At 61.0% G+C, this 13,386-nt stretch carries 11 protein-coding genes; 6 read left to right on the top strand and 5 right to left on the bottom strand.

The features are described 5' to 3' along the window. The first annotated feature begins 479 nt into the window (after positions 1–479). The 3 genes from ACOYJL_RS00945 to ACOYJL_RS00935 all read left to right on the top strand — a co-directional run bounded on the left by ACOYJL_RS00945 (position 480) and on the right by ACOYJL_RS00935 (position 2,356). A complete protein-coding gene (locus ACOYJL_RS00945; RefSeq protein WP_433568322.1) occupies positions 480–665 on the top strand; it encodes a ferredoxin in 186 nt (61 codons plus the stop codon). A gap of 83 nt (positions 666–748) precedes the next feature. Next, positions 749–1,381, top strand: a complete 633-nt coding sequence (locus ACOYJL_RS00940; RefSeq protein WP_433568321.1) for a Maf family protein — start codon at positions 749–751, stop codon at positions 1,379–1,381. A gap of 3 nt (positions 1,382–1,384) precedes the next feature. Continuing rightward, positions 1,385–2,356, top strand: a complete 972-nt coding sequence (locus ACOYJL_RS00935) for a P1 family peptidase (RefSeq protein ID WP_433568320.1) — start codon at positions 1,385–1,387, stop codon at positions 2,354–2,356. 137 nt (positions 2,357–2,493) lie between these two features. Here the strand turns inward: ACOYJL_RS00935 and ACOYJL_RS00930 are convergent, their stop codons facing one another. Continuing rightward, on the bottom strand, positions 2,494–3,528 hold the full coding sequence (locus tag ACOYJL_RS00930) for a glycosyltransferase family 2 protein (protein WP_433568319.1): 1,035 nt from the start codon (positions 3,526–3,528) through the stop codon (positions 2,494–2,496). Between the two features lie 75 nt (positions 3,529–3,603). Further along, complete coding sequence (gene glf, locus ACOYJL_RS00925; RefSeq protein ID WP_433568318.1) at positions 3,604–4,806, bottom strand: UDP-galactopyranose mutase; 1,203 nt, start codon at positions 4,804–4,806, stop codon at positions 3,604–3,606. 233 nt (positions 4,807–5,039) lie between these two features. Here glf and pta point away from each other — a divergent pair, with 233 nt between their 5' ends. Further along, positions 5,040–6,020, top strand: coding sequence for a phosphate acetyltransferase (gene pta, locus ACOYJL_RS00920; protein ID WP_433568317.1), 981 nt, complete (start codon positions 5,040–5,042; stop codon positions 6,018–6,020). 240 nt (positions 6,021–6,260) lie between these two features. On the opposite strand, the gene pckA is transcribed toward pta, so the two are convergent. From pckA to ACOYJL_RS00905, 3 genes are all read right to left on the bottom strand, one after another. Then, positions 6,261–7,862 carry a phosphoenolpyruvate carboxykinase (ATP) gene (gene pckA / locus ACOYJL_RS00915; RefSeq protein ID WP_433568316.1) on the bottom strand — a complete coding sequence of 534 codons (1,602 nt, stop codon included), beginning with the start codon at positions 7,860–7,862 and terminating at the stop codon, positions 6,261–6,263. 342 nt (positions 7,863–8,204) lie between these two features. Beyond that, positions 8,205–9,959, bottom strand: a complete 1,755-nt coding sequence (locus ACOYJL_RS00910) for a [FeFe] hydrogenase, group A (RefSeq protein WP_433568315.1) — start codon at positions 9,957–9,959, stop codon at positions 8,205–8,207. Continuing rightward, complete coding sequence (locus tag ACOYJL_RS00905; RefSeq protein WP_433568314.1) at positions 9,953–11,776, bottom strand: NAD(P)-binding protein; 1,824 nt, start codon at positions 11,774–11,776, stop codon at positions 9,953–9,955. The genes ACOYJL_RS00910 and ACOYJL_RS00905 overlap by 7 nt, the downstream gene beginning before the upstream one ends. Before the next feature lie 187 nt (positions 11,777–11,963). Here ACOYJL_RS00905 and ACOYJL_RS00900 point away from each other — a divergent pair, with 187 nt between their 5' ends. Next, positions 11,964–12,845, top strand: a complete 882-nt coding sequence (locus ACOYJL_RS00900) for an aldose 1-epimerase family protein (RefSeq protein WP_433568313.1) — start codon at positions 11,964–11,966, stop codon at positions 12,843–12,845. 8 nt (positions 12,846–12,853) lie between these two features. Further along, positions 12,854–13,357 (top strand): N-acetyltransferase family protein, encoded by a 504-nt coding sequence (locus tag ACOYJL_RS00895; RefSeq protein WP_433568312.1) that lies wholly within the window; start codon positions 12,854–12,856, stop codon positions 13,355–13,357. The last annotated feature ends 29 nt before the right edge of the window (positions 13,358–13,386 follow it).

Genomic DNA, 13,386 nt, shown 5'->3' with positions numbered 1-13,386 from the left:
AATCTATATATTGGTGCTATCCGCAAATTTAGACACAACATCTGGTATCCTCATCTGGCTTGCTATCTGACAACCCAGGAAAGCTCAGTGTAACTAAGGCGACTTCGGTGCAAATATTTCTGAATTTGTGTAACTAAGGGCATTTGAGTGCAATTACTTGGTCTGCCACCCAAGCAAAAGAATGCAGAGACCCCGACAGCGGCAAAGCCTCCCTGCCTTCGCGCCTTAATTCTTTCGCAAATCGAAAAGCTTGCCAAAATTTGCTTGATTACAATGACCAGGAAATGCAGCGCGCAATTGGTCCTGTCAGCTGGGACTTTGAATTCCCCTTTTGCGCTAGGAAATAAAGCGCAGCTAGATGGCACATTACGCCTGTCGAAACGACGACAAAAACCCTTGCACTAGCCGCGTGAAACGGGTACAAAGGTATGCGAACTTGGGCAAGGGGCCCAGTCATTCCACAAGTGAGAGGAACAAACATGAAGGCTTCTGTCAACGAGGATTGCATCGGCTGCGGTCTGTGCGAGGGCACCTGCCCTGACGTCTTCTCTGTCGGCGACGACGGCGTCGCTCACGCCATCGAGGAGGACGTCCCTGAGGACGCCGAGGACAGCGCTCAGGAGGCTGCTGAGAACTGCCCCGTTTCTGCTATCACTGTCGAGTAAACGCGCAGCGAAGCAACGTGCGACACAGGGGGAGCCGCTTGCCGGCTCCCCTTTCTTATGGACAACATCGCGAAAGGAACGCCGTGGAGAAGCTTATTCTTGCCTCCCAGTCGCCACGCAGGCGCCAACTACTTGAGGAAGCGGGCTTTTCCCTCGTTGTGGTTCCCGCCGACATCGACGAGACCAGAAGGCCTGGCGAGTCGCCCGTCCAGCTCGTTGAGCGGCTTGCGCTCGGCAAGGCGGAGGCAACCCGCCGCGCGCTAGGCGGAAACGCCCCAGCCTCCGCCCTCGTTGCGGCGGACACCATTGTGTGGACTGATAACGGCGAGGTGCTGGGCAAGCCAAAAGACCGACAGCACGCCGCTCGAATGCTTCAGGACCTTTCGGGGCGAACTCATCACGTCTCGACTGGGGTATGCGCCATGACGCTGACCCCAGCCGCTGAGATAAACGCTAAATCAAGCTTCGTAGAGACTGCTGACGTCACCTTCTTCGAGCTCACTCAAAAAGAAATTGAAACCTATGTCGCATCCGGCGAGCCAATGGACAAAGCCGGGGGGTATGGTATTCAAGGGCTAGGGAGGCTTCTGGTAAAGAGCATCAGCGGAGACTGGTTCACGGTCGTAGGGCTTCCGGTCTCGCGACTGATACGCGAGCTTGGGCTCCTTGAAGGCCGCCCGGGCATGGTTGCAGACCTTTTGGGAAGGGAGAGCTGAGAAATGAGGCAGATAGCAAGCATCACGCAGATACCTGGCATCAAGGCCGCAAACTACACGAATGCAGAGGCGGGCACTGGCTGCACGGTCATCATTTGCCCCGAGGGAGCAACGGGGGCTGTGGACGTGCGTGGGGGCGCTCCCGCAACGCGCGAGACCGACCTGCTCCGTCCTGAGGAGACCGTGCAAATCCTGAATGCCGTCGTGCTCTCCGGAGGCTCGGCATACGGCCTTGCAGCAAGCTGCGGCGTTGCAGAAGAGCTCGAGCGCCACGGAATTGGCTTGGACGTGGGCGTCGGCGTCGTGCCCATCGTTTCCGGGGCCTGCGTGTTCGACCTTGCCTGCGGAGCCCCAGACGTGCGCCCGACGGCCGAAAACGGCGCTGAGGCCACGCGCAAGGCGCTTGCGAACGAAGGAGAGCCCCTTGAGCGCGGCTGCGTTGGCGCCGGGACGGGCTGCACCGTCGGAAAACTGGGCGGACCCGAGCTGACAATGAAGAGCGGCCTTGGCGAGGACGTCGAGTGCGCGGGCGAGCTTGTCTGCGGCGCCGTGTCGGCCGTCAATGCCTGTGGCGACGTCGTTGACCCCGAGACAGGAAAGCCCATCGCAGCAATGAGGACGCCGGACGGCAAGGGTCTTGGCAATACCGTCGAGGCGCTTCTTGCCATGCAGGCAAAGATGCCGCTTTCGCGCACGAACACGACTATCTCGTGCGTCGTCACGAACGCAAAGCTGACGAAGGCCCAGGCCACCAAGGTCGCGCAGATGTCCGCCGACGCCTACGCGCACGCCATCAGGCCGACGCACTCGACGAACGATGGCGACACGATCTTCGTGATGGCAACGGGAAAGGTCGATGCTCCTGTGGACATTGTCGGCGCCCTGGCCACCCGCGCACTTGAGCGAGCCATCGCTGATGGCGCCAAAAGCGCTACCTCGATGTTCGGCCTCCCCGCCGCCAGCGACCTGAAGTAGCCACAACGGCCGGCAACAGGCGTCAGACGTCCAGTGCCCCCAGCTAAGAGGCTCGCCGCCTACTCTCGGGAATTTCCGCGCAGCGCAATTCCCGAGAGTAGGCGGCGAGCCCATTTCTTTAACCGGCGGCACACGCCCTAGTTGAATTTCACGACTTTCTGCGCGACGTCATACACGCCCATCGTGATATCCTTGCCAACCTGACCAGGCAGATTCGAAGCAGCCCCAATGAGCCCGTGACGAGCACGCACGTACATCTTGGGATCGTAATCCTTAAGGTCGCTCCAAAGCTTCTTGAGCTGATCCATCGCGTCGGGACGGTCGGACTTCTTGGAGAAGACCGAGCATATTGCCATGATGATGGTCAAGTACCCCATCATGTAGCTCCTGAGCTTGGGCTCTTTCACGTCGTCGTAGATGTGGTAAGCCTCCCACATGATACGCGCAACCCGCCAGTAGTGGTCAACGCGACTCGTAAGGACTTTCTCGTTCACCGATTGGTCCTCGCGACCGATGAAATAGCGATAGAGGTCGACGTCTAGGTAGTAGAGCGTCTTGCACTTGGGAAACGGCACGTAGGCATAAATGTTGTCCACGTAGAACGTATGAGCGGGCATCTGCAAATTGGCAGCTCGAAGCGTGCTTGTGCGGTACATAAGCGCGTGCATAAGCAGGTACTGGCTCTTCATGAAGTGGCCGATGTCGCCCCAGCCAAAGACGCGGTTGCGGGGCAGCACGAGGCGATAGTCAACGACGTGCCTCGTGTTGTCGGCAACGTGCTCGTAGACGTAGTTTGTTATCACAAGGTCGACGGGCTCAGGAAGGCTTGCGAAGCGACGAACGCATGCCAGCAGCGACTTCAGGGCAGACGCGTCAAACCAGTCGTCAGAGTCGATGTTTTTGAAGTAGGTGCCATCCGCGTTGGCAAGAGCAGTCATGACGGCAATGCCGTGCCCGCCGTTCTCTTGGTGCACCGCCTTGATGATGTCGGGGTAGCGAGAAGCCCAGTCGTCGGCCTTTTCGGGAGTGTCGTCCTTCGTGGAACCGTCGTCCACAATCACGATCTGCACGTCCTTGGCGTACTCAGAGCCCTCGAGGATCGAGTTGATGCACTTGTCCATGTACTCTGCGGCGTTATAGCACGGAATGCCAAACGTGATGGTCTTGTCCATGTGGTCTCCCGAAGCCCTTCTCTTTTCAACAAAAGGAAAGCGGGGCCCCGAAGGGTCCCGCCAGCCTGCGAAATCCTAGTTGTGAGCAGCGATAATGTCATCGGAAAGGTCGAGCGCGGAGGCAACGACTCCATCCATGTCGTAGTAGCGATACTCTGCCAGACGGCCGACGCAGTGGAAGTTGAGGACTCCGGCGACGCGCTCGCGATAGCTCTTGTAGAGCTCGATGTTCTCAGGCTCGTTGATGACGTAATACGGAGTCTCGCCGACGCCAGGCAGGTACGTGCGCGAGTACTCGCGCATGATGGTGGTCTTGCCCGGCACCTTCTGACCGGTCATGTTCTTGAACTCGGTGATGCGCGTGAAGTTCTCGGAGACGGTGTAGTTGACGGTGCCGACGGGCTGGAACTGGTCCTCGTCAAGGGTCTCAAAGACCATGTCGACCGTTCGATACGGAAGAGCGCCAAGGTCGAAGCCAAAAAGCTCGTCGAGAGCGCCAGAGTAAATGACCTCGCCCTGATAGGGCTTGTCGCAGATAAACACCTGCGAGGTGGAGACGCGCATGATGTCGCGGGCGTCGACGTTCAGATAGACCGAGATGAGGTCATGGTTCAGCATGTTCTCGAACATCTTGGTGTAGCCCTCGGCAGGCATGCCCTGGTACTTGGCCGTTGGGAAATAACGGTCGTCGTCGCCCACGAAGACCGGCACGCGTCCAGTGACGGCGGGGTCAATCTGGTCGGGAGTCTTGCCCCACTGCTTCATGGTGTAATGCAGGAAGACGTTCTCATAGACAAAGTCGGCGACCTCGGCAAGGTCAGGGTCGTTCTTCTCGCGAAGCTCCATGATGGGAACCTTCTTGTTCTCGCCAAAGGTGGCCACGAGCTTCTGGTAGAGGGCCTCTCCCCTCTCCTCGCCAAACGCCAGCTTGAGCGACGTATGGTTGAACGGGACCGGCATCAGCGTGCCATGGATGTTGGCGAGCACCTTGTGCTGGTAGTTGGTCCACTCGGTAAAGCGCGAGAGGTACTGGTTCACACGGTCGTTAGTGGTGTGGTAGATGTGAGGACCGTACTTGTGAACGAGCACTCCAGCCTCGTCCTCGTAGTCGTAGGCGTTGCCGGCAATGTGGTCACGGCGCTCAAGAACAGCGACCTTCATGCCGCACGCCTCGGCAAGCCTCCTTGCGCAAACCGTGCCAGCATATCCCGCTCCGACAATAATCACGTCAAAGGAGTCCGGGTTGAAGCCGGCTGGCAGTCCGCTCTCGATGCTCATAATGTCCCTTTCGAAGCCACTGAGCCGCAGGCCAAGACCCCCTTGAAGCCAAAACCCACGACATACGTTTAGGAAGACCGCGAACGGTCGCGGTCCAATCTCCCGCAAGATTCTAACACTAGGCCCCTATAATGGTGCATGCTCAGGGGTCTACCGAAAGACCACCACAAACTTTTGCGATCTCTGGGAGCCAAGGAGCGGTACAGACAATCGTGGGAAAGGAACAATTTCTGATGAGTGAGTTTCTTGATCGTATGAAGAAGGCCGCAAAGGCCGACAAGAAGACGATCGTCCTTCCTGAGGGCGAGGATCCGCGCACCATCGCGGCTGCCAAGACCATCGTTGACGAGGGGCTTGCCAACCTGATCATCCTTGGCGACCCCAGCCAGATTCACGTTGACGGCGTTGAGGTCATCGACCCCAAGACCTCCGACAAGCACGAAGCCTACGCCCAGAAGTTTGCTGAGCTCCGCAAGAAGAAGGGTGTCACCATCGAGCAGGCTCGCCAGCAGATGGATGACAACACCTACTTCGGCACCATGATGGTCAAGATGGGCGATGCAGACGGCCTGGTCTCAGGTGCCTGCCACTCAACCGCTAACACCCTTCGTCCCGCGCTCCAAATCCTGAAGACGGCCCCCGGAACCAAGCTCGTCTCTGCGTTCTTCGTCATGTGCACGGACAAGACCGAGTTTGGCGACAACGGCACGCTCGTCTTCGCCGATTGCGGCCTCAACATCGACCCGAACGCAGACGAGCTCTCCGAGATCGCAATCGCCTCGGCCAACTCCTGGAAGGCCTTTATGCCCGGCTCCGATCCCAAGGTCGCCATGCTCTCCTTCTCCACGAAGGGCTCCGCAAAGGGCGACGTGCCCGAGAAGGTCCAGGAGGCAACCGAGCTCGTTCACCAGAAGGCGCCCGAGCTCGCCTGCGATGGCGACCTCCAGCTTGACGCAGCCCTCGTGAAGAGCGTCGCCGAGCTCAAGGCCCCCGGCTCCACCGTTGCAGGCAGCGCAAACGTGCTCATCTTCCCCGACCTCGAGGCTGGCAACATCGGCTACAAGCTGGTCCAGCGCTTCGCTGGCGCCGAGGCCTACGGCCCGATCCTTCAGGGCATTGCCAAGCCCGTCAACGACCTCTCTCGCGGCTGCTCCGCCGACGACATCGTGGGCGTTGTCGCCATTACGGCAGTCCAGGCTCAGATGGCAGAGTAGCTGCGCGGCCATCCGCTGAAAGTACGCCTGCCACTTCCCAGCAAAGAAGAATCGCTGGGCAGAAGCTCAAGCGCCTTGATGCGTCGTTCGCCACGCTTGCTTAATAGACGCTCCCCCGACTCTCTCAGGACGCGCGGACTGCGCATTCCTCGAGGGTCGGGGGAGCCTCTTGTTTAGAACAATGCCCGCGCGAGGCGGTTAGTCGCATCGCGCGGGCCAAAAGACCAATGGCTGTTAGCCCTACTTGCCCAGAGGCTTCGGACCAGCGGCGCGAACCTCGGGAGACATCGTCTGCAGGCGCTTGGAGGCGTTCTCGACGAACATCTGCGCGAGCTTCTCTGCGGTGGCATCGTAGGCGTCCTTGTCAGCCCACGTGCTCTTGGGGTCAAGCAGCTCGGAGGGAACGCCTGGGCAGGCGGTCGGCACGTCCAGGTTGAAGCGCTCGTCGTGAACGAACTCGCACTCGTCAATGATGCCGGACTGGGCGGCCTCGACCATCTTGCGCGTGTACTTCAGCTTGATGCGGCTGCCGGTGCCGTACGGGCCACCGGTCCAGCCGGTGTTGATCAGATAGACGCGCGTGCCGTACTCATGGATGCGCTCGCCGAGCATCTTGGCGTAGATGTTGGGGTCAAGCGGCATGAACGGCTCGCCGAAGAGCGACGAGAACGTCGGCTGCGGCTCCTTGATGCCGCGCTCGGTGCCGGCAACCTTTGAGGTGAATCCGGTCATGAAGTGGTACATGGCGGCGTTGGTGGAGAGCTTGGAGATCGGGGGCAGGACGCCGAAGGCGTCGGCCGTGAGGAAGATGACGACGTCAGGCAGGCGGCGGGCGTAGCCGCTGGTTACGGCGTTGTCGATGAACTCGACGGGGTACGCCACGCGGCCGTTCTCGGTCAGCGAGGCATCGTCGTAGTCAGCGATTCGGGTGTCCGGGTCGAGCACGACGTTCTCGCAGATAGAGCCAAAGCGGATGGCGTTGCAGATCTGCGGCTCGGTCTCTGGCGAGATGTGGATGGTCTTGGCGTAGCAGCCGCCCTCGATGTTGAAGATCGAGTCGGGACCCCAGCCGTGCTCGTCGTCGCCAATGAGCATGCGGCCCTCAGCAGCTGAAAGGGTGGTCTTGCCGGTGCCGGACAGGCCAAAGAAGACCGTGGTGCCGTGCGACTGCGGGTTCATGTTGCACGAGCAGTGCATGGTCAGGATGTTCTCCTCAACGGGGAGCAGGTAGTTCATAACGGAGAAGATCGACTTCTTGATCTCGCCGGAGTACTGCGTGCCAGCGATGAGGACGGTGCGGTCGGTGAAGTTGATGATGACGCCTGCCTCAGAGTTGGTGTGGTGCACCTTCGGGTCGAGCTTGAGGCCAGGGGCGACCATCACGACAAAGTCGGCTCGGCCGAAGTTCTTGAGCTCCTCCTCGGTGGGGCGCACGAGCATCTGGCGAATGAAGAGCGCCTGGCTCGCAAGCTCGGTCAGAACCAAGAACTTGCGAGAATAGCGGCGGTCAGCGCCAGCAAGGCCGTGAACCATGAAGATGCGGCGCTCGGAGAGGTAGGAGATGACCTCCTCCTTGACCAGCTTGTAGTCCTTCTCAGAGAACGGAACGTTGACGGGTCCCCAGGCGATCTTGTCATGGACTTCGGGCGTGTCGACGATGAAGCGGTCGTGCGGAGAGCGGCCGGTGTACTTGCCCGTAGTGACAGCGAGGGAGCCGGTGCTGGTAAGGACGCCTTCGCCACGTGTGACTGCCTTCTCAATCAGGCGCGCAGGCGACGGATCGATAACAGTCCTGTCGTCGGTATGGTTAATACCGTATTGCGCAAGCTCCTCAACGATCATGTATTCCTCCTTGGGTCCAAGGGTGCTTAAACGGCAAACGGTCGACAATCGCGAAAATTTACGTTCAAAAACATCTTGCAGCCGTCCACCGATTCGGGCTACTCACGCTGTGCATTTTACCCAACGAAACATCCGCAAACCAAAGACGACGCCATCATGCAGCTCGGCATGAGCGACGTGTGCATTTTACCCAACGAAACATCCGCAAACCAAAGAGTTAACAGTAAGGACTACTACCGCCAGACAGGGCAAGCCCCCACTCCCCGTTGACCGGCAAGGGACAGCGGCTCGTGGAGGCTTGCGAGAAAGTCGCCTGCGCGCTCTGCGGACGAGCGGGAGCTGCTATCCGAGGGAGCGTCCCGCGCGCTCGGCAGGCATCTGCCAGCCGTGCTGGTCTGTATGGAGAAGCTCCTCGGCGCGCTCGGAGCACGGCTTTCCGAGGTAGTCCTTGTAGACCCGCACGATGCTCGGATTCTCATAGGAATTGCGCCACTTCGAGGCTCGGTCAAGCGAGTACAGCTTTTGTCCGCGCTCCCCCGCCAGCTCGCGTCCGTCATGAATGGGCTGTCCGCCGCCGCCAACGCAGCCGCCCGGGCAGGCCATGACCTCGACGAAGTCATAGTGCACCGTGCCGGCGAGAATGGCGCGGCAGAGCTTGCCCGCGTTGGCGAGGCCGTTGGCAACGGCGACGCGCACCGAAGTGCCGTCGAGGTCGAAGGTGGCCTCCTTCCAGCCGTCCAGGCCGCGCACGGCGCTGAACATGTCGTCTGCAGGCGCGTGGCCCGTCACCAGATAGTGCGTGGTGCGCAGCGCCGCCTCCATGACGCCTCCGGTGGCGCCAAAGATGACGCCGCCGCCCGAGCCGATGCCCAGCGGCTGGTCGAAGTCTGAGTCGGGCAGGCTTGCGGGGTCAAGGTGGTCAGCGCGAACCATCCTCACGACCTCGCGTGTGGTGAGCACCACGTCCACGTCGGGGTCGCCGCAGGCATCGTTCATCGTGGGATAGGCGCACTCGGCCTTCTTTGCCACGCAGGGCATGATGGAGACCGAGAAGACCTTGTGCGGGTCGAGGCCGAGAAGCTCGGCGTAATAGCTCTTCACGATGGCGCCGAACATCTGCTGGGGAGACTTCGAGGTCGAGACGTCATCCACGAGCTCGGGGAAGTGCGCCTTGACGTAGCGCACCCAGCCGGGGCAGCAGCTCGTGAACATGGGGTAGCCACCCGCCTGGCTCTTGGGAAGGTGGCCCAAGAGCTCGGTGCCCTCCTCCATGATCGTGAGGTCGGCCGAGAAGTCGGTGTTGATCACGTAGTCGAAGCCGATCTCGCGAAGCGCAGTGACAAGTCGCGTGAGCTTGGCATCCGCGCCAGAGAGCCCGAACGACTCCGCCCAGGCGGTGCGGATGGACGGCGCAATCTGAACGATCGTGGTCACGTCGGGGTCGGCTATGGCGTCGTAGACGCGGTCGGTGTCGTCGCGCTCGCGAAGCGCGCCGGTCGGGCAATGCGTGATGCACTGGCCACAGAGCGTGCAGTCGACGTCCTCAAACGACAGGCCGCCGCGAACGTTTACCACGGTGTGGCTGGATCGGCTGGTCACGTCCCACACATGGGAATCTTGGACCTTGTCGCACACCTGGATGCAGCGATGGCAGGCGATGCACTTCGAGTTGGTGCGGATGAGCGCACGGGTCTTGTCCCAGGGCGTGTAGTTCACGTTGAGCTTGGGATAGTCCTGGTAGAACACGTTGAGGTCGTTGGAGAGGCTCTGCAGCGTGCAGTTGCCCGAGCGCACGCAGCTCGTGCACTGCGAGTCGTGCGTCGAGAGGAGCATCTCGAGGTTCATCTTGCGCGCGCGGCGAACCTTGGGCGAGTTGGTGTGGATGACCATGCCCGGAAGCACGGTGTTGTTGCAGGACGCAACAAGCTGGTCTATGCCCTCGACCTCAACGACGCAGACGCGGCACGAGCCGATCTCGTTCAGGTCTTTCAGGTAGCAGAGAGTAGGAACCTTCACGCCTGCCGCGGCCGCCGCGTCCAAGATTGACGCATCGTCGGGCACGCTGACCTTACGACCGTCGATGGTCACTTCTACCATTGCATGATCCTTCCTCCGCGGAACGCGCCAAAGCCAAAGTGGTCGCAGCGCAGGCAGCGAGACGCCTCCTGCAGCGCCTCTTCCTTGGTGAGGCCGTTCTCGACGAGCTTCCAGTCTTCCTTGCGGTCTGCGGCCTCGCGCGACGTCATCTCGCAGCGAGCGCATGAGATCTTGCCCTTGAACTGCACGGTCGGCATCTGGAGGCTGTTCTTGTCAATCACGTGGTTGAAGCCGAGGTAGTTGTCGATGTTTGAGGCAGCGACCTTGCCGGCGTTGACGGCGCGAATCACGGTCGCGGGACCGCTGACGCAGTCGCCGCCCGAGAAGAGCCCGTCAAAGCCCTCGATGGAGCCATCCTTGTCAGCGACGATGCGCCCGCGGCTGGTCGGGATGCCTTGGGCGCCAAAGGGAGCCGACTCGATGGCCTGCCCGATGGCGACGAGCACCAAGTCGCATGGAATCGTGCGCTCCGGAGCGTCGGCTGGACGAGGGGCGGGGCGTCCGCCTCGGGGCCCACCGATGATCTGAGGCTGCACCACAAGGCCGGTGACGTGGCCGTCCTTCGTGGCGATGCGCATGGGGGCGTTCAGCTCAAGAAGCTCGCACCCCTCGGCAGAGGCGCCAGCAATCTCCTCGTCCTGCGCCGTCATGTCCGCAACGCGGCGGCGATAGACGATCGTGACCTTGTCGGCCCCGCAGCGCACCGACGAGCGGGCGACGTCCATGGCAACGTTGCCGCCGCCGATGACGCAGACGCGCTTGCCAGAGAAGTCAGGGATGTCGCCGTCGCCAATCTGGCGAAGCATCTGGACAGCCGAGACGACTCCCTCGGCGTCTTCTCCCTCAAGGCCGAGCTTGCGGTCAGAGTGCGCCCCGATGGCAAGGTAGACGGCGTCGAAGTCGCGGCGCAGCTCCGTGAGATCGGAGACCTTCTCGTCCAAGCGAACGTGAATGCCGCAGTCGAGGATCCACTGGATCTCGGAGTCGAGAAGCTCGCGCGGCAGGCGGTAGCTCGGAATGCCGTAACGCAGCATGCCGCCCAGGTGATGGCGTGCCTCTACGATGGTTACGTCGTGGCCCATGACGGCAAGGTAATAGGCGCATGAGATTCCCGCAGGCCCTCCGCCCACGACGGCGACGCGCTTGCCTGTTGGCTCGGCCATGTCTGGACGATAGTCGTGCTCCATGTGGTCGACGGCGTATCGCTTGAGGCCGCGAATGTTCATGGGGTCGTCCACCATGCCACGACGGCAATGCATCTCGCAGGGATGCTCGCAGACGTAGCCGCAGACAAGCGGCAAGGGATTGTCGGCGCGAATCAGGCGCACCGCATCGGTGTTGCGGCCTGCCTCGACAAGCGAGATGTAGCCCGGGATGTCCACGCCGGCAGGGCAGCCAGAAACACAGGGCACGAGCTGGCTTTGCGAGAAGCCGCACGCATGGTGCTGAAGGTGATACTCGAAGTCGTCACGGAAGCCGCGAATGGCCTCAAGCGCCATCTCTCCGGCCTCGTAGCCAATCGCGCAGTCGGCGGTCAGGTATATGGTGCGCGCCGTCTCCTCGATGAGGTCAAGCGTGTAGGGCTCTGCCGTCCCGTCCAGCACGCTGTCCATGAGCTCCTTGAGAAGGTTCAGGCCAACGCGGCAGGGCGTGCACTTTCCGCAGCTTTGCGTCGCGCACATCTCAACGAACGCCGCCGTGAACTCGACGGGGCATGGGGCAAGCGAGCTCACCGAGAGGCGTCTCTCGATGGCCTTGTGCAGGTTGTCCATCACAACCTGCTCGTCGCTTCGCTCCATCACGTGAAGTCGTGCCATAGGCTCTCCTTGCTGCCGGGTGGCGCTGCCCGGAAGTTGGCTAGAATTGTGATAAAGGCGTATGCGTCTTCCATGAGCGCCAAAGTGCAAATTGCCAACAAACGTATAGCCAATCAAACAATAAGTGTTTGTGTGCTTGCAAGCATTTCGATAGACGGTAAGATTCGCAAAGCGAAAGGAGCATCCCTTGATTACCAGCATCTCGGAAGGACGGCTCTCAGCCCAGATTGACTCAAATGGAGCGCAGCTCATGAGCCTCAAGCTCGATGACTATGAGTATCTGTGGCAGGGCGATGAGCGCTGGTGGCCGCGCAGGGCTCCGATCCTTTTCCCCTGCGTCGGAGTGCTGATGAACGGCGTGGCGCAAAGCCCGAAAGGCGAGGTTCGCCTCGGTCGGCACGGCCTTGCAAGAAACTATGAGCACGCAATCGTGGAGACTACCGAAAAGAGCGTCACCTTCGAGCTCTCAAGCACCGACGAGATGCTCGAGCACTACCCCTATCCCTTCAAGCTCAACATGGCCTATTCCGTCGACGGCGCGCGCCTGACGCAGACCTACGCCGTAACCAACACGGGAGAGAGCCCCATGCCTTTCACGCTGGGAGGACACCCAGCGTTCAACGTCCCTGCCCCCGCCTCTGCTGGCGAGAAGTTCGAGGACTACGAGCTTGAGTTCTCAGAGCCTTGGACATGCGACATGCCGACGATCGATGCCGACGGCATCTGCGACCTCGAGGACACCTATCCCGTGATTGTCGACTCAGACAAGCTGCCGCTAACACATGAGCTCTTCGAGAAGCTCCTCACGATCACGCTTCCGAAGGTTCCTGGCCGCACGGTCAAGCTCGTCGGCACCAAGAGCGGCCGCGGCGTGCGCCTCGACTTTGACGGCTTCGACTACCTCGGAGTCTGGTCGGCCGACAACCGGGCTCCCTTCGTCGCAGTCGAGCCATGGACGGGCATCGCCGCCTGCAAGGGAGAGTCCGGCCGCTTTGAGGAGAAGCCTGGCACCATCATGCTGGCTCCAGGCGAGACGTGCACGAAGTCCTTCTCGATCCTTCCGTTCTAAGGCATGCCGTGAGGACGGAGATCCGCCCTGCACGCAAAGGTGACCTTGGGCGCGTCTGCGAGCTCTACCAGCAGGCGCGCCGCTTTATGCGCGCGCATGGCAACACGATGCAATGGACGGGAGACTATCCCGGGATGGCGAGCGCCGAGGCGGACCTTGAGGCTGGCGCGCTCTGGGTTCTCGAGGCAGGAGGCGAGCCCGTCGCCGTGGCAAGCGTTATGCCCGGCCCAGAGCCGACCTATGCGTCGATTGACGGGGCATGGGTTGACGACGGCCCCTATTGGGTGCTCCATCGCCTTGCCTCGGGCGAAAGCGGAAAGGGCTATGGAAGGCGACTCATGGAGTGGTTCGGCAGCGGCCACAGAAGCTGCAGGGTCGATACCGCCAATCAGAACCTTCCCATGAGAGGGCTCGTCGAGAGCTGCGGCTTTGTCCGCTGCGGAATCGTGATCGTAGAAGACGGGACGCCGAGAATTGCGTACCAGCGCGTCAACAGGGGTCTCGACGATTAGGCAGGTCCAGACCATAAAAAAGAAGGCGG

Origin of the sequence: Tractidigestivibacter sp. (genome assembly GCF_050946515.1) — a bacterium.
Taxonomy (GTDB): domain Bacteria; phylum Actinomycetota; class Coriobacteriia; order Coriobacteriales; family Atopobiaceae; genus Tractidigestivibacter.
The sequence above is the reverse complement of the archived record's forward strand: the minus strand, read 5'-3'. Positions and strand labels throughout refer to the sequence as shown.